The following is a 21,121-nucleotide window of genomic DNA, read 5'->3' on the forward strand; positions in this document are numbered from 1 at the left end:
CCGGGATATTTCCACACGAAAGAAGCCTAGAAGAGTGACTTCTGGTCCTTGGCGGCGGGCTTTTTGCGGGCGGACTTCACGGGTGGCGTTTCGGGACGGGCGCCGATGCGACCATCGGCAAACTGGATTTCGAAATGCGGCGTCTGGGCCGCTTGGGTGGCACTGGTCAGCAGGCCGTCCGGGCCGTGCACCACGGCAAAGCCGCGTTTCAAAGTTTCCTCATAGCCCAGGGTCAGGCGCAGCCGGTCGAGCCGGTCAAGCCTTTCGCGGCGTGGCGGCAGCAGGCGTTGCCCGGTTGCGGCAAGGCGCGCGGCAAGGGCGTCGAGCCGGGTGCGGTCGCGCGTGGCCTGCCGGCTGCGTTCGGCCAGATCGCGGGTGCGGGCGCGGGCCAGACGATCGGCGAGGCTGCTCAGGGTCTCGGCCTGACGCTTGCGGTGGCGCGCCCATGCCGGCGGCAGGCGCCGCGCCAGATCGCTGAGCCGGTCGCGGCGCAGGTGCAGGCTGGCGCGCAAAGCCGCCAGCGACAGCGGCAGAGCGTTCAGCCGCTCGCGCCGGCTGCGGACGAAACCACGCAGGGCGGGCTCCAGCCGGTCGGCAAAGAGGTCGAGGCGCTGCCGCGCCGGATCGGTCAGGGCCTGCGGCCGGCCCAGGGCGCGGCCCAGATCGGACAGCCGCTGGCGCTGGCGCTGGCCGGCCTGTTGCTGGGCGCGGATCATCCGCGCAGCCAGTTCGCTCAGCCGGGCGGCGAGTTCGGCCCTGACAGGAACCGCGATCTCGGCTGCGGCGGTGGGCGTCGGCGCGCGGCGCGACGAGGCAAAGTCGATGAGCGTGGTGTCGGTCTCGTGGCCCACGGCCGAGATCAGCGGGATCGCGCTGGCCGCCGCCGCCCGCACCACCGATTCCTCGTTGAAACCCCACAGGTCCTCGAGACTGCCGCCGCCGCGCGCGACGATGATCAGGTCGGGGCGCGGGATCGGGCCGCCCGGGGCGAGCGCGTTGAAGCCCTGAATCGCCGCCGTGACCTGTGGCGCGCAATCCTGTCCCTGCACCGCCACCGGCCAGATCAGCACATGCGTCGGAAAGCGGTCGCGCAACCGGTGCAGGATGTCTCGGATCACCGCGCCCGAGGGCGAGGTGACGACGCCGATCACGTGGGGCAGATAGGGCAGCGGCAGCTTGCGCGCCTCGTCGAAAAGACCTTCGGCGGCCAGCGCCTTGCGGCGCTTTTCCAGCATCATCATCAGTGCGCCGGCGCCGGCCGGTTCGATCTCATCGACGATCAGCTGATATTTCGACTGGCCCGGAAAGGTGGTCAGCCGACCGGTGGCGATGACCTCGATGCCTTCCTCGGGGCGGGTCGAGAGGCGCGCGGCCTGACCTTTCCAGGTGACGGCGGCAATGACGGCGCGGTCATCCTTGAGGTCGAAATAGAGATGTCCTGAGGACGGGCGCGAGACGCGGCCGATCTCGCCGCGCACGCGGACGCGGCCGAACTCGCCCTCGAGCACGCGCTTGACCGCGCCCGAGATCTCCGAGACGGTGAATTCATGGGCATTGCTGCCGGCGGGTTCTTCGAAAAGCTCCATGCTGCCGGTTCTGGCGCGGCCGGCCCGCAGGATCAAGGGGATTGATCCCGCGCAAGCCAGTTCCTAGAAGGCGCCAGACATCCGCAAACGGGGGCTATGCCATGAATATCCTGATCCTGGGCAGCGGCGGGCGCGAACATGCGCTGGCCTGGGCGATCCGGCAGAACCCGAAATGCGACCGGCTGTTCGTGGCCCCGGGCAATGCCGGGATGGAGCCGCTAGCGCGGCTGGCGGATCTGGATATCCTGTCGGGCCCGGCCGTGATCGGCTTTTGCGAGGAAAACGCCATCGATCTGGTGGTGATCGGCCCCGAGGCACCCCTGGCGGCCGGCGTGGCCGACGATCTGCGCGCGGCCGGTATCCTGGCCTTTGGTCCGTCGAAAGCGGCGGCGATGCTGGAGGCCTCGAAAAGCTTTACCAAAGAGGTCTGCGACGCCTGCGGCGCGCCGACCGCCGCCTGGGCGCGCTTTGACGCGGCGGGGCCGGCGCGCGATTACATCCGCGCGCAAGGGGCGCCCATCGTCATCAAGGCCGACGGGCTGGCCGCCGGCAAGGGCGTGACCGTAGCGATGACCGAGGCCGAGGCCATCGCCGCCGTGGACGATGCCTTTGGCGGCGCCTTTGGCGATGCCGGGGCCGAGGTGGTGATCGAGGAATTCATGGCCGGCGAAGAGGCCAGTTTCTTTATCCTGTGCGATGGCACGGATTGCCTGCCGATCGGCACGGCACAGGACCACAAGCGCGTGGGCGACGGCGATACCGGCCCGAACACCGGCGGCATGGGCGCCTATTCCCCGGCCCCGGTGCTGACGCAGGAGATTCAGGACGCGGTGATGGCCGAGATCGTGCGCCCCACCGTCGCCGAGATGGCGCGGCGCGGGACGCCGTTCCAGGGCGTGCTTTACGCCGGGCTGATGATCGAGGACGGACGCGCGCGGCTGGTCGAATACAACGTGCGTTTCGGCGACCCGGAATGTCAGGTCCTGATGATGCGGCTGGGCGCGCAGGCGCTGGACCTGATCCTGGCCTGCGCCGAGGGCCGGCTGGGCGAGACCTCGGTCACCTGGGCCGACGATCACGCCTTGACCGTGGTGCTGGCGGCGTCGGGCTATCCCAGCGCCTATGAGAAGGGCAGCGAGATCCGGGGGCTGGACGCCCTGCCCGAAGATTCAAGCCATATGGTCTTTCATGCCGGCACCGCGCGCCGCGATGGCGTGCTGGTTGCGACCGGCGGGCGGGTGCTGGCCGCAACCGGGCGCGGCGCCACTTTGGCCGAGGCGCATGGCCGCGCCTATGCCTTGGCCGATGCCATCGACTGGCCGGGCGGGTTCTATCGCCGCGACATCGGCTGGCGCGCACTCTGAGGGCGTGGTGCCGGCGTCACGCGCGGCATGGGTATTTGGAAAATGGTGAAAGCGGCGGGCGCGGATCAAAGATTGCGGGGGCGGCATGTTTTTCGGCCTTTTCAATCCCGCGCGGGCGGTTCTATAGTGCCGGCATGACTCGGATACGCCCCATCAGCATCAGTTGCGACGCGCCTGTTTCGGCGCGCTTCGGCGTGCGCCCCCGCGGTCTGCTTCTTCTTACGCTGCGCTGAGCGGGTCTTCCGGGCCGCCGCTCAGTCTGGTTCGTGCCCGGTTTCACGAACGACAGCCTTATCATGCGTAAGAAAGACCCTGACATGACCGACAAGAACCGCGTCCTGATTTTCGATACCACCCTGCGCGATGGCGAACAGTCGCCCGGCGCCACCATGACCCATGACGAAAAGCTGGAAATCGCCCAGATGCTGGACGAGATGGGCGTGGACGTGATCGAGGCGGGATTCCCGATTGCCTCGGAGGGCGATTTCGCGGCCGTCTCGGAGATTGCCAAACGCAGCCGCAACAGCGTGATCTGTGGTCTGGCGCGAGCGCAGTTTCCCGATATCGACCGTTGCTGGGAGGCGGTGAAGCATGCGCGCCGCCCGCGCATCCACACCTTTATCGGCACCTCGCCGCTGCACCGGGCCATTCCCAATCTGGACATGGACCAGATGGCCGAGCGCATCCATGAGACCGTCAGCCATGCCCGCAACCTGTGCGACAATGTGCAATGGTCGCCCATGGATGCCACCCGGACCGAGCATGACTATCTGTGCCGCGTGGTCGAGATCGCGATCAAGGCTGGCGCCACCACCATCAACATTCCCGACACCGTCGGCTATACCGCGCCCCGCGAAAGCGCCGATCTGATCCGCATGCTGCTGGAGCGGGTTCCGGGGGCCGATGAGGTCATCTTTGCCACCCATTGCCACGATGATCTGGGCATGGCGACCGCCAACTCTCTGGCTGCCGTCGAGGCGGGCGCGCGCCAGGTCGAATGCACGATCAACGGTCTGGGCGAGCGTGCCGGCAATACCGCTCTGGAAGAGGTGGTGATGGCGCTGAAGGTGCGTCACGACATCATGCCCTACACCACCGGCATCGACACGACCAAGATCATGGGCCTGTCGCGGCGGGTGGCGCAGGCCTCGGGCTTTGTGGTGCAGCCCAACAAGGCCATCGTCGGCAAGAACGCCTTCCTGCATGAATCGGGCATCCATCAGGATGGCGTGCTGAAGAACGTCGAGACCTTCGAGATCATGCGCCCCGCCGATATCGGTCTGAACGAGGCCAATATCGCCATGGGCAAGCATTCTGGCCGCGCCGCCCTGCGCGCCAAGCTGCGCGATCTGGGCTATGAGGTGGGCGACAACCAGCTGAAGGACGTTTTCGTGCGGTTCAAGGCGCTGGCCGACCGCAAGAAGGAAATCTATGACGACGATCTGGTCGCGCTGATGCAGGACAGCGCCGCCAATACCGAGAACGATTACCTGCAGGTCAAGCATCTGCGCGTGATCTGCGGCAGCGACGGCCAGTCGGCGGATCTGACGCTGAGCGTCGGCGGCGAGGACAAGACCGTCCATGCCGAGGGCGACGGTCCGGTCGATGCCTGTTTCAACGCCGTCAAGGCGATCTGGCCGCATGAGGCGCGCCTGCAACTGTATCAGGTCCATGCCGTGACCGAAGGCACCGATGCCCAGGCCACCGTCAGCGTGCGCATGGAAGAGGATGGCCGCATCGCCATGGGTCAGGCCGCCGATACCGACACCATTCTGGCAAGCGTCAAGGCCTATGTTGGCGCGCTGAACCGGCTGAAGGTGCGCCGCGAGATGGTGGGCAAGGACGCCGATGCCAAGCAGGTCAGCATGTATTCGCACTGACCCGTGCTGCTGCGATGACGGCAAGGGGCGGCCTTGGGCCGCCCTTTTTCATGGCCGGCGTTTCGGTCGCGCAAGCGGCGGCGTTCGCCTTTTGCGCGAATGAAGCGCCCTGTGCGGCAAGGCGGTGATCCTTGGTGAATCCTGTGGCAACTGCGGGCGGCAAACGCGATTCGCGCTTTCCGCCCGGCATTTGGCGTCCTATATGTCCGCAACCCTCGGTGGGAAGACTCATCGGGCAAATCGGGCAATGGCCGTCGATGAACGATGGCATCACGCCGTCGTGGCAGGGACGGCAGAAGGGACAGAAGCATGGCCTTTGGCGGGTTGTTTTCAACTGACATCGCGATCGACCTCGGCACGGCGAACACGCTGATCTACGTCAAGGGCAAGGGCATCATCCTGAATGAGCCCTCGGTCGTCGCCTATCACGTCAAGGACGGCAAGAAGCAGGTTCTGGCCGTGGGCGAGGACGCCAAGCTGATGCTGGGCCGCACGCCGGGCAGCATCGAGGCCATCCGCCCGATGCGCGAAGGCGTCATCGCCGATTTCGACAGCGCCGAGGAGATGATCAAGCATTTCATCAAGAAGGTGTTCCGGCGCACCAGCTTTTCCAAACCCAAGGTCATCGTCTGCGTGCCGCATGGCGCGACACCGGTGGAAAAGCGGGCGATCCGGCAGTCGGTCCTGTCGGCCGGCGCGCGCAAGGCGGGGCTGATTGCCGAACCCATCGCGGCGGCCATCGGTGCCGGCATGCCGATCACCGAACCCACGGGCAGCATGGTCGTCGACATCGGCGGCGGCACCACCGAGGTCGCGGTCCTGTCGCTTGGAGATGTGGTCTATGCGCGTTCGGTCCGCATTGGCGGCGACCGCATGGATGACGCGCTGATCAACTACCTGCGGCGCAACCACAACCTGCTGGTCGGCGAATCGACGGCCGAGCGGGTCAAGACCCAGATCGGCACCGCCCGCATGCCCGACGACGGGCGCGGCGCCACGATCATGGTGCGCGGCCGCGATCTGCTGAACGGCATCCCCAAAGAGATGGAGATCACCCAGGCCATGGTCGCCGACGCGCTGGCCGAGCCGGTGCAGCAGATCTGCGAGGCGGTGATGGTCGCGCTGGAGGCCACGCCCCCCGATCTGGCCGCCGATATCGTCGATCGCGGCGTGATGCTGACCGGCGGCGGCGCCATGCTGGGCGAGCTGGATCTGGCGCTGCGCGAGCAGACCGGGCTGATGATCAGTCTGGCCGATCAGCCGATGAGCTGCGTGGCTCTGGGCACCGGCAAGGCGCTGGAGTTCGAAAAACAGCTGCGCCACGTCATCGACTACGACAGCTGATCCCGGGTCATGGCGCAAAAGGGCCCCGATTACGCGGCTCCGGTCCGCCGTATTCTGGTCGCACTGCTGGTGCTGGTCCTGCTGGCGGTCTTTCTGTTCTGGCAGATCGACAGCCCGCGGGCCGAGCGTCTGCGCGCGGCCGTGATCGACCGCCTGCTGCCCGGTTTCGAATGGGCCATGGCGCCGGTGACGCGGGTCAGCCGCATGGCGGCGGGCTTTCAATCCTATGCCCGGCTCTATGAGCAGAATCAGGAGTTGCGTCGGGAACTGCAGAAGATGTCGGCCTGGAAAGAGGCCGCCGTGCAGCTGGAGCAGGAAAACGCCAAGCTGCTGTCGCAGAACAATGTCCGCATCGACCCGGCGCTGACCTATATCTCGGGCGTGGTGCTGACCGATAGCGGCACGGCGTTCCGGCAATCGGTGCTGCTGAACGTGGGTGCGCGCGACGGTATCATCGACGGCTGGGCGACCATGGACGGGCTGGGCCTTGTCGGGCGCATCTCGGGCGTGGGTGAGACCACCAGCCGGGTGATGCTGCTGACCGACCCCTCCAGCCGCATTCCGGTGACGGTGCTGCCCTCGGGTCAGCATGCGCTGCTGTCGGGCGACAATACCGCCCTGCCGGCGATGGAATTCATCGAAAGCCCGGAAAATCTGCGCCCCGGCGACCGCGTGGTCAGCTCGGGCGACGGCGGCGTCTTTCCGCCGGGCCTGCCGGTCGGGCAGGTCGAGCAAACCGGCGACGGCCGCTTTCGCGTGCGGCTGGCGGCTGACTATGGCCGGCTGGAATTCCTGCGCGTCCTGCGCAGCCACCCGGCCGAGCGGCTGGCCGATGTCGGCCTGCTGATCCCGCCGCCGCCCAGCGAATTCATCGGCCCGCCGATGCCGCCGGTGATGAACCTCGATCCCGCAGCCGAGGCCGAGCACGCCGAACAGGCCGCCGCCGCGCAAGCCATCGGCGCGCCGCTGCCTGCACCCCTGCCCGGCCCGCAACCCGCCGAGGACCGTGATCGGGCCGAGGAAGCCAATGATTGAGGGGCCGCGCAGCCGGCGCCTGATCGGACAGCTGCTGTTTGTGCTGCTGTTCCTGCTGCTGCTGTTTCTGCGTCTGGTGCCGCTGACGGCGGGACGGATCGGCTGGCCCGGCCCCGATCTGGCGCTGTGTCTGGTGCTGGCGTGGCTGCTGCGCCGCCCCGAACAGGTGCCGGCACTGACCATCGCGCTCATGTTTCTGGTCGAGGACGTGCTGCTGTGGCGTCCCTTGGGTCTGTGGGCCGCCGTGGTCGTTCTGGGCACCGAGGCCGCGCGGCGGCGAGAGCCGCGTTGGCGCGAACTGCCGTTCATGGTTGAATGGATGCGTGTCGCGACACTGATGGCAATGATGATGCTGGCAAACCGGATCGTGCTGGCGCTGTTCTTTCTGCCCCTGCCGGCGCTGGGTCAGGCGTTGGTGCAATATGGCGCGACTGTTGCGGCCTATCCACTGGTGGTGGGCTTTCTGCGCTGGCCATTGGGGCTGGGCCGCAGCGTGACCGAAAGCTGAGGACGGGCAGGAATGCGCAAGTCGCAAAGAGAAATCGCCGAAAGCTCGCGCTCGATCTCGCGCCGGGTGCTGATGCTGGGCGTCATTCAGGCCTCGGTCGTGGCAGTGCTGGGGCTGAAGCTGCGCTCGATGCAGATCGAGCGTGCCGATGAATACCGGATGCTGTCGGACGGCAACTCGGTCAAGATCCGGCTGCTGCCGCCGGCGCGCGGGCTGATTCAGGACCGCAATGGCGTGGTCATCGCCGGCAACGAGCAGAATTACCACGTCACCCTGACGCGCGAGGATGCGGGCGATGTCTCGGCGGTGGTGGCGCGGCTGCGCCATGTCATCCCGATGACCGACCGTCAGGCCGCCGATCTTCTGGCCGAGATCCGCAAGCGCAGCGCGGTGACGCCGGTCATGGTCGCCGACCGGCTGAGCTGGCCCGAGTTTTCGTCGCTGGCGCTGAACGCGCCCTCGCTGCCCGGCGTCTCGCCCGAGGCGGGGCTGTCGCGCAGCTATCCGCGCGGCGGCGATTTCGCGCATGTGCTGGGCTATGTCGGCCCGGTCTCGGATTTCGACCTCGCCAAGATCGAGAACCCCGATCCGGTGCTGCGCCTGCCCGAGTTCCAGCTGGGCAAGGTCGGCATGGAGGTCAAGCTGGAGGACGAGCTGCGCGGCAAGGCCGGTGCCCGCCGGGTCGAGGTCAACAGTGCCGGGCGCGAGATGCGCGAGCTGTCGCGGCAAGAGGGCCAGCAGGGCGCGACGGTGCAGACGACGATGGATGCGCGGTTGCAGAACTTTGCCCTGCAACGGCTGGGCAGCGAAAGCGCCGCCGCCGTGGTCATCGACGTGACCAACGGCGATATCGTCGCCATCGCCTCGGCCCCGAGCTTTGATCCGAACAAATTCGTGCGCGGCATCTCGGGCCCGGATTACCGGGCGCTGATGAGCCACGATCACCGCCCGCTGGCCGACAAAAGCGTGCAGGGCGCCTACCCGCCCGGCTCGACCTTCAAGATGGTGACGCTGCTGGCCGGGCTGGAATCCGGCATCATCAATCCCGGCACGCGGTTCTTCTGCCCCGGTTCGCTACAGATCGCCGGGCGCAAGTTCCATTGCTGGCGCAAGGGCGGGCATGGCACGGTGGATGCCGTCAACAGCCTCTCGCACAGCTGCGACGTCTATTACTATGAGGTGGCGCAGCGCATCGGCATCGACCGCATCGCCGCCATGGCGCGCAAGCTGGGCATCGGCGTGCGCCACGACCTGCCGATGTCGGCGATCACCGAGGGCATCGCGCCCGACCGCGACTGGAAGCGCGCCCGCTACAAGCAGGAATGGCAGCTGGGCGATTCGATCAACGCCTCGATCGGTCAGGGCTATGTGCTGGCCTCGCCACTGCAACTGGCGGTGATGACGGCGCGGGTCGCCACCGGCCGCGCGGTCGAGCCGCGGCTGGTGCGCGCCGTCGATGGCGTGCCGGTGCCGGTCAAGGAATTCGCGCCGCTGGACATCCACCCGCTGAACCTGCGCACCGCCCGCGCCGGCATGGATGCGGTGATGAATTCGGACAGCGGCACCGCGCGACGCGCCCGCATCCTTGCGCCGGAATGGCGCATGGCCGGCAAGACCGGCACCAGTCAGGTGCGCAACATCACCGCCGCCGAGCGCGCACGGGGCGTGATCTCGAACGACCAGCTGCCGTGGAACCGGCGCGACCATGCGCTGTTCGTCTGTTTCGCGCCCTTCGATTCGCCGCGCTATGCGGTGTCGGTGGTGGTCGAACATGGCGGCGGTGGCTCGGCGGTGGCCGCACCCATCGCGCGCGACATCCTGCTGTTTGCGCTGGCGGGCGGGTTGCCGCCCCTCAGCGCCTATCCCGATGACGGCACCCGCGCCAAGGTGCAGGCGATCTGGGACAGCATGGTGCTGATGCCCGAGCCCAAGCCGCAAAACAGCCGGGCGAAGGTCTGAGATGAGCTATCTGGATTACTCCGTCGAACGCGTGCCCACCGGCTGGCGCAAGATCCTTTACATCAACTGGGCACTGGTGGCGCTGGTCTCGGCGGTCAGCTGCATCGGTTTCCTGATGCTCTATTCTGTGTCCGGCGGTGATATCGACCGCTGGGCCATGCCGCAGATGGAGCGCTTTGCCGTCGGCATGGTGCTGATGATCGGGCTGGCCTTCGTGCCGATCTGGTTCTGGCGCTCGATCTCGGTGATTTCCTATGTGGTCTGCGTGCTCTTGCTGATCGCGGTCGAGGCGATGGGCCATGTCGGCATGGGCGCGCAGCGCTGGCTGATCCTTGGCCCGATCCGCATCCAGCCATCCGAGCTGACCAAGATCGCCTATGTCATGGTGCTGGCGGCCTATTACGACTGGCTGCCGGTGGAAAAGGTCTCGCGCCCGCTGTGGGTGCTGATCCCGGTCATGCTGATCCTGTTGCCGACGGCGCTGGTCCTGATGCAGCCCGATCTGGGCACCTCGGTCATGCTGATTGCCGGGGGCGGCATCGTCATGTTCGCAGCGGGCGTCAGCCTGTGGTATTTCGGCGCCGTCATCGCCATCGTGGTGGGCCTTGTCACGGCGGTGATGGAAAGCCGGGGCACCGACTGGCAATTGCTGCACGAATACCAGTTCAAGCGCATCGACACCTTTCTGGACCCGACCTCGGACCCCTTGGGCGCGGGCTACAACATCATGCAGGCCCAGATCGCGCTGGGATCGGGCGGTTGGTCGGGGCGCGGCTTCATGCAGGGCACGCAGTCGCGGCTGAACTTCCTGCCCGAGAAGCACACCGATTTTATCTTCACCTCGCTGGCCGAGGAATTCGGCTTTGTCGGCGCCGCCTCGCTTCTGGCGCTTTACGTGCTGATCTTGGGATTTGCGCTGTCCTCGGCGCTGACCAACAAGGACCGCTTCGCGAGCCTGCTGACCATCGGCATCGCCGGCACCTTCTTTCTGTATTTCGCGATCAACATGGCCACGGTGATGGGGATGCTGCCCGCCAAGGGCTCGCCCCTGCCGCTGGTCAGCTACGGAGGCACTTCGCTGATGATCCTGCTGATGGGCTTTGGCATCCTGCAATCGGCGCATGTCCACAGGCCGCGCTAGAATGCGGGTGCTGTTTGCCGCCCCCGCGAAATACTGGCCGGCATGGGGCCCCGCCCTGACCGCCGCCTGCCCCGAGATGGATCTGTGCCGCGACGGCGATCCGGCCAGCTTTGACGCGCTGATCTATGCGCCGGGCTATCCCGAGGATGGCGGGCCGCTGGACTTCACCCCCTTCACCCGTGCCCGCGTGGTGCAAAGCCTGTGGGCCGGGGTCGAGCGCATCGTGACCAATCCGACGCTGACCCAGCCGCTGTGCCGGATGGTCGATCCGGGACTGGCGCTGGGGATGCGGGATTACTGCATCGGCTGGGCGATGCGCGCGCATCTGGGCATGGACCGCTATGCCCAGGACGGGCATTGGCGCAACGGGCTGGTGCCGCCTCTGGCGCAGGACCGGCAGGTGACGGTTCTGGGCATGGGCGAACTGGGCCGCAGCGTGGCGCTGGCACTGGCCGGGCTGGGGTTTCGTGTTGCCGGCTGGTCGGCCTCGGGTCGCTCGGTCGAGGGGATCGAGGTACTGGCCGGCCCGCAACTGCCGCAGGCGCTGGCCCGCGCCGAAATCCTGATCTGTCTGTTGCCCGACACGCCCCAGACCCGCGACCTGCTGGATGCCGAACGTCTGGCGCTGCTGCCGCCGGGCGCCACGATCATCAACGCCGGGCGCGGCACGCTGATCGATGACGCCGCGCTGCTGCCCGCGCTGCAGGCGGGGTTGGGCCATGCCGTGCTGGACGTGTTCCGGCAAGAGCCGCTTCCGCCCGAACATCCGTTCTGGGCGCATCCGCGCGTGACGGTGACGCCACATATCTCGGCCGAGACCCGTCCCGAGACTGCCGCCCATGTCGCGGCCGAAAACCTGCGCCGCGCCATGCGGGGCCTGCCGCTGCGGCATCTGGTCGACAGAAAACGCGGCTATTGAATGGTCATGTTTACCGGCTGTCGCCGCCATGTTATCGCCGATCCTGCCCCGCTCGCAACTTGCGGGAGATCGGGCGCTAAAGGATACTGGACACCGGACAGCACGGCCCCGCGCCGGAGGAGTGACGCATGGTGATTACCCCCGTTCTACTGGCTGGCGGCTCGGGCACGCGGCTGTGGCCGGTCTCGCGCAAGAGCTTTCCCAAGCAATTTGCGCCGCTGGTCGGGCATGAGACGCTGTTTCAGGCCTCGGCCCGACGGCTGGCGGGTCCGCGCTATGGCGCGCCGGTGGTGATGACCAATGCCGATTTCCGCTTCGTCGTGGCCGAGCAGCTGAACGAGATCGGCGTCAAGCCCGCCGCCATCCTGATCGAGCCCGCCGGCCGCAATACCGCCCCGGCGATTCTTGCCGCGGCGCTGACGGTGGCGCGCACCGACCCGCAGGCGCTGTTGCTGGTCGCGCCCTCGGATCACGTCGTCCCCGATGCCGAGGCCTTTGGCCGCGCGGTCGAGCTGGGGGCCGAGGCGGCACTGGCCGGCCGGATCGTCACCTTCGGCATCGCGCCGACCCGGCCTGAAACCGGCTATGGCTATATGGAGGCCGAGGAGGCCGGCGAAGGCCCGGTGCGGCTGAAGCGTTTCGTCGAAAAGCCAGATGCGACACGTGCGGCAGAGATGATCGCGCAGGGCACCTATCTGTGGAACGCGGGCATCTTCCTGTTTCAGGCGCAGGTGATGATCGACGCCTTCCGCGCCCATGCGCCGGACTATCTGGCCCCTGTGCAGGCGGCGCTGGACGAGGCGCGGAGCGATCTGGGCTTTCTGCGGCTGGCGCCCGAACCCTGGGATCGGCTGCCGGATCTGTCGATCGACTATGCCGTGCTGGAAAAGGCCAACAACCTGTCGGTGGTGCGGTTCTCGGGGCATTGGTCGGATCTGGGCGGCTGGGACGCGGTCTGGCGCGAAAGCCTGGGCGATCAGGCGCCCGAGCGCGGTGCGGTAACCGACGACCGTTCGACTGCCATCGATTGCGACAATGTCCTGCTGCGCTCGCAGGACGAGGGCATCGAGGTGGTGGGCATCGGACTGAAGGACGTCATGGTCGTGTCCACCAAGGACGCGGTTCTGGTGGCCGGCATGGACCGCGCGCAGGAGGTGCGCCATGCGGTCAGCGCGCTGAAGTCCAAGGGCGCGCGGCAGGCCGAAGCCTTTTTGCGCGATCACCGGCCCTGGGGCTGGTATGAGACGCTGGCGCTGGCCGACCGTTTTCAAGTCAAGCGCATCGTGGTGAACCCCGGCGCGGCACTGTCGCTGCAATCGCATTTCCACCGCTCGGAGCATTGGATCGTGGTGTCGGGCACGGCGCGGGTGACGGTGGATGACACCGTGACACTGGTGACCGAGAACCAGTCGATCTATGTGCCGCTGGGCGCCGTGCACCGGATGGAAAACCCCGGCAAGGTGCCAATGGTGCTGATCGAGGTGCAGACCGGCGCCTATCTGGGCGAAGATGACATCGTGCGCTACGAGGATGTCTATTCGCGCAGCTGAACTGTCGCGCGGGGGCTCTGCTCCCGGCGCCTGCGGCGCTCCCCCGGGATATTTGACCACGAAAGAAGCGAGGTCAGGGCGCGAGCAGACGGCGATAGAGCTGGTCAAGGAATGGTTCGGCCTCGGCATAGGGATCATGCCCTTGGCCCAGCACGGCACGGACCTGCACCTCGAAGTCGGCGTAATGCTGGGTCAGCGCCCAGATCGAGAACAGCAGGTGGCGCGCGTCGAGCCGCGCGATGCGGCCCTGTTCGGCCCAGGTTTCGATCAGCGCCGCCTTGTCCTCGACCAGTTCGCGCAGCGCGCCACCCAGAATCGGGCTGAGTCGCGGCGCGCCCTGCAGCACCTCATTGGCAAAGAGCCGGCTTTCGCGCGGGTAGTCGCGCGACATTTCCAGTTTGCGTCTTGCATAGGCAAGGATCTGGTCCAGCGGGTCGCCATCTGCCCGGATTTCGCGCAGGGGCGCCAGCCACATATCCAGAAGCGCTTCCAGCAATTCCCGATGGATCGCCTCTTTCGAGGGGAAATAATAGAGAACATTGGGTTTTGACAGGCCCGCCGTCTCGGCGATGCGGTCGATGGTGGTTCCGGCATAGCCCTGTGCCGCGAATTCCTGCAGCGCGGCGGTCAGGATCGTCTCGCGGTTCTTCTTCTGGATCCGGCTTTGCCGGCGCGGGGCTTCTGGCATCGAACTCTCGCGCTAAAGGGCGGCGCGTCATCGCGGCGCTTGACTGGCCCTTGCCCCGTGCTAGCGTGATCCTGACCAACTGGTCAATATTTTGCACGGCCCGGCCCCCTGCCCGGCCGGACCGATCCAGCCCGAGGCCCGCAAAGAGGTCAGGGCAAGACAGGAAGGATGAAGCGATGAGCGATGCCGAAACGGCAGCGATGCCGGCTGCCAATCTGAAGGTCGATGGCCCCCGGCTGTGGGACAGCCTGATGGAGATGGCCAAGATCGGCCCCGGCATCGCCGGCGGCAACAACCGCCAGACCCTGACCGATGCCGATGCCGAGGGCCGCGCCCTGTTCCAGCGCTGGTGCGAGGCGGCGGGGATGAGCATGGGCGTCGATGCCATGGGCACGATGTTTGCCACCCGGGCCGGAGAGGATCCCGAGGCCCTGCCCGTCTATGTCGGCAGCCATCTGGACACCCAGCCCACCGGCGGCAAGTTCGACGGCGTGCTGGGCGTGCTGGGCGGGTTGGAGGTGATCCGCAGCCTGAACGATCTTGGCATCCGCACCCGCCACCCCATTGTGCTGACCAACTGGGCCAATGAGGAAGGTGCGCGCTTTGCGCCGGCGATGCTGGCCTCGGGCGTGTTTGCAGGGATGATCGATCTGGAGCACGCCTATTCGCGGCAGGATCAGGACGGGTTGACCTATGGCGCCGAGCTGGAGCGCATCGGCTGGAAGGGCGAGGAGCCGGTCGGGGCACGCAAGATGCATGCCTATTACGAGCTGCATATCGAACAGGGCCCGATCCTTGAGGCCGAGGGCAAGGAGATCGGTGTCGTCACCCATTGTCAGGGTCTGTGGTGGCTGGAGTTCACGCTGACCGGACGCGAGGCGCATACCGGCTCGACCCCGATGGCAATGCGGGTGAATGCGGGACTGGCCATGGCGCGTATCCTTGAGATGGTGCAGGAGGTAGCGATGGGTGAGCAGCCCGGCGCCGTAGGTGGGGTCGGGCAGATGAAGTTCAGCCCCAACAGCCGCAATGTGCTGCCGGGCAAGGCGGTGTTCACCGTCGATATCCGCACGCCGGATCAGGAAAAGCTGGACCGGATGCGAGCCGAGATCGAGCGCCGGGCGGCGGCGATCTGCGCCGATCTGGGCGTTGGCTGCGCGGTCGAGGCGGTGGGGCATTTCGATCCGGTGACCTTTTCGCCCGAGCTGGTCGGCACCGTGCGGCGCGCGGCGGAACGGCTGGGCTATAGCCATATGGATATCATCTCGGGCGCGGGGCATGACGCCTGCTGGGCGGCGCGCGTGGCGCAGGCGACGATGATTTTCTGTCCATGTGTCAATGGCTTGTCACATAACGAGGCCGAGGAGATTTCCCCCGAATGGGCGGCGGCGGGGGCGGATGTCTTGCTGCATGCGGTGCTGGAAACAGCTGGCGTGGTCGCCTGAGGGTGGGGTCGGTCGCGGGGGCGCGGCCCCCGCACCCCCGGGATATTTGGACACGAAAGAAAGGCTGAGGGATGAGCACGGTCATCAAGGGCGGCACCATCGTCACCGCGGATCTGAGCTATCAGGCGGATGTGCTGATCGAGGGTGGAAGAATTGCGTCGATCGGTCAGGGGCTGGTCGGCGACAAGGTGCTGGATGCCACGGGATGTTACGTCATGCCGGGCGGCATCGATCCGCATACCCATCTGGAGATGCCCTTCATGGGCACCTACTCGGCCGACGACTTTGAAAGCGGCACGCGGGCGGCGCTGGCGGGGGGCACGACCATGGTGGTCGATTTCGCCCTGCCCTCGCCCGGGCAGAGCCTGCTGGACGCCTTGAAGACATGGGACAACAAGACCGCGCGGGCGCATTGCGACTATAGTTTCCACATGGCGGTGACCTGGTGGGGCGAGCAGGTCTTTGACGAGATGGCGGCGGTGGTGGATCGCGGCATCACCAGCTTCAAGCATTTCATGGCCTACAAGGGTGCCTTGATGGTCAATGATGACGAGATGTTCTCGTCCTTTCGCCGGGTCGGTGATCTGGGTGGGCTGGCCATGGTTCATGCCGAGAATGGCGATATCGTGGCCGAACTGTCGGCGCGCCTTTTGGCCGAGGGCAATACCGGTCCCGAGGGCCACGCCTATTCCCGCCCGCCGCAGGTCGAGGGCGAGGCCACCAACCGCGCCATCATGATCGCCGATATGGCGGGGGTGCCGCTGTATGTGGTGCATACCTCGTGCGAGGACAGCCATGAGGCGATCCGGCGCGCCCGGCAGGCCGGCAAGCGGGTCTGGGGCGAACCGCTGATCCAGCATCTGGTTCTGGACGAGAGCGAATATTTCAATCCCGACTGGGACCATGCCGCGCGGCGGGTCATGTCGCCGCCGTTTCGCGACAAGCGCCATCAGGACAGCCTGTGGGCCGGGCTGCAATCGGGCAGCCTGAGTTGTGTCGCGACCGATCATTGCGCCTTTACCACCGAGCAGAAGCGCACCGGCATCGGCGATTTCACCAAGATCCCGAATGGCACCGGCGGGCTGGAGGACCGGATGCCGGTGCTGTGGACGCAAGGCGTGGGCTCGGGGCGGCTGACGCCCAATGAATTCGTCGCTGTCACCTCGACCAATATCGCCAAGATCCTGAACATGTATCCGAAAAAGGGCGCGGTGCTGGTCGGCAGCGACGCCGATCTGGTGGTCTGGGACCCCGAGGCGGAGAAGACGATTCATGCGTCGGACCAGCAATCCGCGATTGATTACAACGTGTTCGAGGGCATCAAGGTCAAGGGTCTGCCGCGCTATACGCTGACGCGCGGCGTGGTTGCCGTAAACGAGGGCAAGGTCGACAGCCACGAGGGCCATGGCGAATTCGTCGCCCGCGCGCCGCGCCCGGCCGTCAACCGCGCCCTGACCGCGTGGAAGGAGCTGACCGCGCGCCGACCCGTCGCCCGCAGCGGCATTCCGGCAAGCGGGGTGTGATTTGTCCGTGATCGAGGCCAAGGGGGTCAGCCTGACCTTTCAGACAGCCGATGGGCCGGTGCATGCGCTCAAGGATGTCAACCTGTCCATCAACAAGGGCGATTTCGTCAGCTTCATCGGGCCTTCGGGCTGTGGCAAGACCACCTTTCTGCGCACCATGGCAGCGCTGGAACGGCCCACGGCGGGCACGCTGAGCGTCAATGGCATGACACCGGATCAGGCGCGCAAGAGCCGCGCCTATGGCTATGTCTTTCAGGCGCCGGGGCTGTATCCATGGCGCACGATTGCGCGCAATATCTCGTTGCCGCTGGAAATCATGGGATTTTCCAAGCCCGACCGCGAGGCGCGCATTGCCCGCGTGCTGGAGCTGGTGGAACTGGCGGGCTTTGGCGGCAAATATCCGTGGCAACTGTCGGGCGGCATGCAGCAACGCGCCAGCATCGCCCGCGCGCTGGCCTTTGATGCCGAGATCCTGCTGATGGACGAGCCCTTTGGCGCGCTGGACGAGATCGTGCGCGACCGGCTGAACGAGGCGCTGCTGGAGCTATGGGCCAAGACCGGCAAGACCATCGGTTTCGTCACCCATTCCATCCCCGAGGCGGTCTATCTGTCGACGCGCATCGTCGTGATGTCGCCGCGTCCGGGGCGGATCAGCCGGGTGATCGAAAGCACGCTGCCGCGCGAAAGACCATTGGAGATTCGCGACACGCCGGAATTTATCCGCATCGCGCATGAGGTGCGCGAGGGTCTGCGCGAGGGGCACAGCTATGATTGACCCGAGGGCCTGCACCGGGGATGCGCCGCGCGTGCACCGCACGTACACCGCGCGTACACCGGTCGGTGACGGATACGGAAGGATTGCGTCATGAGCCGGGTCATGCCGGTGCTGGTGGTCCTGCTGGGTATCGTCGCGCTGTGGTATGGCGCCGCCGTGGCGATGAACGCGCCTTGGGCGCGCGATCAGGCGGCGCGGGCGGGCACGCCGCTGAGCACCGGCCAGCTGATCGCCGCCACCATGGTGCAGGAGCGCCCGGTGCTGCCGGCGCCGCATCAGGTCGCCAAAGGGCTGTGGGACGGGATCGCGGGGCAAAAGATCACCTCGAAGCGCAGTCTGGTCTGGCATGGCTGGATCACGCTGTCGGCGACGCTGGCGGGCTTTGCCATCGGCGCCCTGGCCGGGGCGGCGCTGGCCGTGGCCATCGTCCACAGCCGGGTGATGGATCTGTCGATCATGCCCTGGGCCATCGCCAGCCAGACCGTGCCGATCCTGGCCATCGCGCCGATGGTGATCGTGGTCTTTGCCAGCGCCGGCGTGACGGGGCTGGTGCCCAAGGCGATGATCTCGGCCTGGCTGTCGTTCTTTCCGGTGCTGGTCGGCATGGTCAAGGGCTTTCGCACCCCCGACCGGATGCAGCTGGACCAGATGCACAGCTGGAGCGCCAGCCGGGCGCAGGCCTTCTTTCTGCTGCGGCTGCCGTCCTCATTGCCCTATCTGTTCGCCAGCCTGAAGGTGGCGGTGGCGGCGGCGCTGGTCGGCACCATCGTCGGCGAACTGCCGGCGGGGGCGACGGCCGGGCTGGGCGCGCGGCTGCTCTCGGGCAGCTATTACGGACAAACCATCCAGATCTGGTCGGCGCTGTTTGCCGCCGCCGGATTGGCCGCCGTGCTGGTGGCGCTGATCGGCCTGATCGAGCGGGTGGTGCTGAAACGCATGGGGTTGGCGCGATGACCAGATATGGCGAGGGCGGGGCGCGGCCCGGGGCACTGATCCTGGGTCTGGCGGTGCTGGTGCTGGTGTTGGCGGCCAATCGCTGGTGGCCGGGATCGGGGTTGCTGCTGTTTGTCTGGCTGGCGGGCTGGGCGGTCAACAGCCGTCTGGCGCACTATGAGGGGCCGATTTCGGCCATGCTGGTGCCGCTGATCTTTGGCGCGACGTTGCTGGCCAGCTGGGAGATCGCCTGCGCGAGCTTTGCCATCCCGCCGGTGATCCTGCCCGCCCCCAGCGCCATCGGCGCGGCCTTTGCCGCCAACCTGCCGCTGCTCTGGGGCGATTTCGTCCAGACCATCCTGAAGGGCGCGCTGTCGGGCTGGCTGATCGGGGCGGCGCTGGCGGTGGCGGTGGCGGTGCTGATCGACCGCAGCCCGTTCCTGCAGCGCGGCCTGCTGCCGATCGGCAATTTCGTCGCGGCCCTGCCCATCGTCGGCATCGCGCCGATCCTTGTGATGTGGTTCGGGTTCGACTGGCAATCCAAGGCCGCCGTGGTGGTGATCATGGTGTTCTTTCCGATCCTTGTGAACATGGTCGCCGGGCTGAAGGCGACGGATGCTCTGGCGCGCGACCAGATCGCCACATGGAGCGCGAGCTATGCGCAGGCGCTGGTCAAGCTGCGCCTGCCCTCGGCCATGCCGTTTCTGTTCAACGGCCTGAAGATCACCACGACGCTGGCGCTGATCGGGGCCATCGTGGCCGAATTCTTTGGCTCGCCCACGCGGGGGATGGGGTTTCGGATCTCGACCTCGGTGGGGCAGCTGAACCTTGCGCTGGTCTGGGCCGAGATTCTGGTGGCGGCGCTGGCGGGAACCGCATTCTATGGCATTGTCGCGCTGATCGAGAAACGGGTGACCTTCTGGCACCCCTCGCAGCGCGGCTGAATAAGGGGCGCGACCCCGCATAACAGGAGAGGACGCATGAAACGGATCTTGGGGATGGTCGGGGCCTTGGCGCTGATGTCGGGCATGGCGCAGGCCGAGGACAAGCTGCCGCTGACCGTGCAGCTGAAATGGGTGACGCAGGCGCAGTTCGACGGCTATTACGTCGCCAAGGACAAGGGCTTCTATGACGAGGAAGACCTGAACGTCACCATCAAGCCTGGCGGGCCGGACATCGCCCCGGTGCAGGTGCTGGCCGGCGGCGGCGCCGATGTGGTGGTCGAATGGATGCCCGCCGCGCTGGCCGCGCGCGAAAAGGGGCTGGCCATCGTCAATATCGCCCAGCCCTTCAAGAAATCCGGCATGATGCTGACCTGCCGCAAGGATACCGGCATCAAGAGTCCGGCGGATTTCAAGGGCAAGACGCTGGGGGTCTGGTTCTCGGGCAACGAATATCCGTTCCTGAGCTGGATGAACCATCTGGGGCTGAAGACCGATGGCGGGCCCGAGGGCGTCACCGTGCTGAAACAGGGTTTCAACGTCGATCCACTGCTGCAAAAGCAGGCCGATTGCATCAGCACGATGACCTATAACGAATATGGTCAGGTGCTGGATGCGGGGTTGAAGCCCGAGGATCTGATCACCTTCAAATATGACGAGCAGGGCGTCTCGACGCTGGAGGACGGGCTTTATGTGCTGGAGCCGACCTTGCAGGACAAGGACAAGGTGACGGCACTGGTGCGCTTCGTCCGCGCCACCATGAAGGGATTTGAATATGCCGCGGCGCATCCCGACGAGGCGGCGGCGATCGTTCTGGAGAACGACGAGACCGGCGCGCAGACCGAGGCGCATCAGCGGCGCATGGCCGAGGAGGTCGCCAAGCTGACCGAGGGCTCGACCGGCAAGCTGGATGTGGCGGATTACCAGCGCACGGTGGACACGCTGCTGTCCGGGGGCTCGGATCCGGTAATTACGCGCACTCCTGACCCGGGCTTTATTGCAACAGTGATCACCGACCGCGCCTTCGACTGAATTAGTTTAATTGTCAGTCACTTAAAAGACACGAAAGCCCCGGAACGCTCCGGGGTTTTTCTTGCCGACTCAACCGAACCACCTGCTAAGATCGTCACTTCCCGCCGAGGTCAGACCGGCGTTAGTATTCGCAAACGCCCCGTGCATGACCAGCGCAGCGGCGTCACGAGCCGCCCCTGCCTCTTCCCTCGTCATGAACAGTCCAAGATACTTCTTGCTACCATCGACGCAGATTTGTGCCCGCCACTTGCCCGTCTCCTTGTCGTAGCTCGCACCAAGAACGCCAGACGTGTTGGTAGATGGTTTGTTGCGGTTTCGTTGGTTTTCAGAATGTGTGCATTCGCGCAAATTGGCCCAAGCGTTGTTCGCCGGTAAGCGCGACGCTGATCCCCTCCTGCCGCTGGTGATCTGAACGGGCCAATCTCCGTGCGCATGAACGTCGGAGGTGTTGGCTTGGAACGAGACGGCAAAATGGGCGGCCATTTGGACGGCTTCTCG

General features: G+C 66.3%; 17 protein-coding genes and 1 pseudogene. 15 read left to right on the plus strand and 3 right to left on the minus strand.

Annotated features, from left to right (window positions below; genetic code table 11):
* Window positions 1–26 precede the first annotated feature (26 nt).
* A complete protein-coding gene (gene xseA / locus GL279_RS13500) occupies window positions 27–1,586 on the minus strand; it encodes an exodeoxyribonuclease VII large subunit (RefSeq protein WP_155065167.1) in 1,560 nt (519 codons plus the stop codon).
* Between the two features lie 101 nt (window positions 1,587–1,687).
* Here xseA and purD point away from each other — a divergent pair, with 101 nt between their 5' ends.
* From purD to GL279_RS13545, 9 genes are all read left to right on the plus strand, one after another.
* The gene (gene purD, locus GL279_RS13505; protein WP_155065168.1) at window positions 1,688–2,950 is read left to right on the plus strand and encodes a phosphoribosylamine--glycine ligase; all 1,263 of its coding nucleotides are present in this window, start codon (window positions 1,688–1,690) and stop codon (window positions 2,948–2,950) included.
* 317 nt (window positions 2,951–3,267) lie between these two features.
* The gene (locus GL279_RS13510; RefSeq protein WP_155065169.1) at window positions 3,268–4,830 is read left to right on the plus strand and encodes a 2-isopropylmalate synthase; all 1,563 of its coding nucleotides are present in this window, start codon (window positions 3,268–3,270) and stop codon (window positions 4,828–4,830) included.
* A gap of 309 nt (window positions 4,831–5,139) precedes the next feature.
* Complete coding sequence (locus GL279_RS13515; protein WP_155065170.1) at window positions 5,140–6,174, plus strand: rod shape-determining protein; 1,035 nt, start codon at window positions 5,140–5,142, stop codon at window positions 6,172–6,174.
* 9 nt (window positions 6,175–6,183) lie between these two features.
* Complete coding sequence (mreC, locus tag GL279_RS13520; protein WP_155065171.1) at window positions 6,184–7,209, plus strand: rod shape-determining protein MreC; 1,026 nt, start codon at window positions 6,184–6,186, stop codon at window positions 7,207–7,209.
* Window positions 7,202–7,717, plus strand: coding sequence for a rod shape-determining protein MreD (locus GL279_RS13525; protein WP_155065172.1), 516 nt, complete (start codon window positions 7,202–7,204; stop codon window positions 7,715–7,717). The genes mreC and GL279_RS13525 overlap by 8 nt, the downstream gene beginning before the upstream one ends.
* A 12-nt stretch (window positions 7,718–7,729) precedes the next feature.
* Entirely contained in the window at window positions 7,730–9,676 is a 1,947-nt protein-coding gene (mrdA, locus tag GL279_RS13530; RefSeq protein ID WP_155065173.1) for a penicillin-binding protein 2, read from the plus strand.
* Between the two features lies 1 nt (window position 9,677).
* On the plus strand, window positions 9,678–10,817 hold the full coding sequence (gene rodA / locus GL279_RS13535; RefSeq protein WP_155065174.1) for a rod shape-determining protein RodA: 1,140 nt from the start codon (window positions 9,678–9,680) through the stop codon (window positions 10,815–10,817).
* Window positions 10,798–11,736, plus strand: coding sequence for a 2-hydroxyacid dehydrogenase (locus GL279_RS13540; protein WP_246175315.1), 939 nt, complete (start codon window positions 10,798–10,800; stop codon window positions 11,734–11,736). Before rodA ends, GL279_RS13540 begins: the two co-directional genes overlap by 20 nt.
* 128 nt (window positions 11,737–11,864) lie before the next feature.
* Window positions 11,865–13,286, plus strand: coding sequence for a mannose-1-phosphate guanylyltransferase/mannose-6-phosphate isomerase (locus GL279_RS13545; RefSeq protein WP_155065175.1), 1,422 nt, complete (start codon window positions 11,865–11,867; stop codon window positions 13,284–13,286).
* Between the two features lie 73 nt (window positions 13,287–13,359).
* Here GL279_RS13545 and GL279_RS13550 read toward each other — a convergent pair whose 3' ends face one another.
* Window positions 13,360–13,974, minus strand: coding sequence for a TetR family transcriptional regulator C-terminal domain-containing protein (locus GL279_RS13550; protein WP_155065176.1), 615 nt, complete (start codon window positions 13,972–13,974; stop codon window positions 13,360–13,362).
* Between the two features lie 176 nt (window positions 13,975–14,150).
* Here GL279_RS13550 and GL279_RS13555 point away from each other — a divergent pair, with 176 nt between their 5' ends.
* The 6 genes from GL279_RS13555 to GL279_RS13580 all read left to right on the plus strand — a co-directional run bounded on the left by GL279_RS13555 (window position 14,151) and on the right by GL279_RS13580 (window position 20,623).
* A complete protein-coding gene (locus GL279_RS13555; protein ID WP_246175316.1) occupies window positions 14,151–15,419 on the plus strand; it encodes a Zn-dependent hydrolase in 1,269 nt (422 codons plus the stop codon).
* Window positions 15,420–15,490: 71 nt separating this feature from the next.
* Entirely contained in the window at window positions 15,491–16,942 is a 1,452-nt protein-coding gene (hydA, locus tag GL279_RS13560) for a dihydropyrimidinase (protein WP_155065177.1), read from the plus strand.
* Window position 16,943: 1 nt separating this feature from the next.
* Window positions 16,944–17,717: an ABC transporter ATP-binding protein gene (locus GL279_RS13565; protein WP_155065178.1), complete on the plus strand. Its 774-nt coding sequence runs from the start codon at window positions 16,944–16,946 to the stop codon at window positions 17,715–17,717.
* A 90-nt stretch (window positions 17,718–17,807) separates the two neighbouring features.
* On the plus strand, window positions 17,808–18,671 hold the full coding sequence (locus GL279_RS13570; protein ID WP_155065179.1) for an ABC transporter permease: 864 nt from the start codon (window positions 17,808–17,810) through the stop codon (window positions 18,669–18,671).
* Complete coding sequence (locus GL279_RS13575) at window positions 18,668–19,594, plus strand: ABC transporter permease (RefSeq protein ID WP_155065180.1); 927 nt, start codon at window positions 18,668–18,670, stop codon at window positions 19,592–19,594. Before GL279_RS13570 ends, GL279_RS13575 begins: the two co-directional genes overlap by 4 nt.
* 36 nt (window positions 19,595–19,630) lie before the next feature.
* Window positions 19,631–20,623, plus strand: coding sequence for an ABC transporter substrate-binding protein (locus GL279_RS13580; protein WP_155065181.1), 993 nt, complete (start codon window positions 19,631–19,633; stop codon window positions 20,621–20,623).
* 69 nt (window positions 20,624–20,692) lie between these two features.
* Here the strand turns inward: GL279_RS13580 and GL279_RS13585 are convergent.
* Window positions 20,693–21,121, minus strand: a pseudogene (locus tag GL279_RS13585) (AP2 domain-containing protein); the annotation flags it as partial.

This window comes from Paracoccus limosus (assembly GCF_009711185.1).
GTDB lineage: Bacteria > Pseudomonadota > Alphaproteobacteria > Rhodobacterales > Rhodobacteraceae > Paracoccus > Paracoccus limosus.

Coding starts and splice junctions, on each gene's coding strand:
- hydA (WP_155065177.1), top strand. CDS start 15,491: ATGAGCACGGTCATCAAGGGCGGCACCATCGTCACCGCGGATCTGAGC.
- GL279_RS13525 (WP_155065172.1), top strand. CDS start 7,202: ATGATTGAGGGGCCGCGCAGCCGGCGCCTGATCGGACAGCTGCTGTTT.
- GL279_RS13540 (WP_246175315.1), top strand. CDS start 10,798: ATGTCCACAGGCCGCGCTAGAATGCGGGTGCTGTTTGCCGCCCCCGCG.
- GL279_RS13510 (WP_155065169.1), top strand. CDS start 3,268: ATGACCGACAAGAACCGCGTCCTGATTTTCGATACCACCCTGCGCGAT.
- GL279_RS13580 (WP_155065181.1), top strand. CDS start 19,631: ATGAAACGGATCTTGGGGATGGTCGGGGCCTTGGCGCTGATGTCGGGC.
- mreC (WP_155065171.1), top strand. CDS start 6,184: ATGGCGCAAAAGGGCCCCGATTACGCGGCTCCGGTCCGCCGTATTCTG.
- GL279_RS13515 (WP_155065170.1), top strand. CDS start 5,140: ATGGCCTTTGGCGGGTTGTTTTCAACTGACATCGCGATCGACCTCGGC.
- mrdA (WP_155065173.1), top strand. CDS start 7,730: ATGCGCAAGTCGCAAAGAGAAATCGCCGAAAGCTCGCGCTCGATCTCG.
- GL279_RS13550 (WP_155065176.1), bottom strand. CDS start 13,974: ATGCCAGAAGCCCCGCGCCGGCAAAGCCGGATCCAGAAGAAGAACCGC.
- GL279_RS13570 (WP_155065179.1), top strand. CDS start 17,808: ATGAGCCGGGTCATGCCGGTGCTGGTGGTCCTGCTGGGTATCGTCGCG.
- rodA (WP_155065174.1), top strand. CDS start 9,678: ATGAGCTATCTGGATTACTCCGTCGAACGCGTGCCCACCGGCTGGCGC.
- GL279_RS13545 (WP_155065175.1), top strand. CDS start 11,865: ATGGTGATTACCCCCGTTCTACTGGCTGGCGGCTCGGGCACGCGGCTG.
- purD (WP_155065168.1), top strand. CDS start 1,688: ATGAATATCCTGATCCTGGGCAGCGGCGGGCGCGAACATGCGCTGGCC.
- GL279_RS13555 (WP_246175316.1), top strand. CDS start 14,151: ATGAGCGATGCCGAAACGGCAGCGATGCCGGCTGCCAATCTGAAGGTC.
- xseA (WP_155065167.1), bottom strand. CDS start 1,586: ATGGAGCTTTTCGAAGAACCCGCCGGCAGCAATGCCCATGAATTCACC.
- GL279_RS13575 (WP_155065180.1), top strand. CDS start 18,668: ATGACCAGATATGGCGAGGGCGGGGCGCGGCCCGGGGCACTGATCCTG.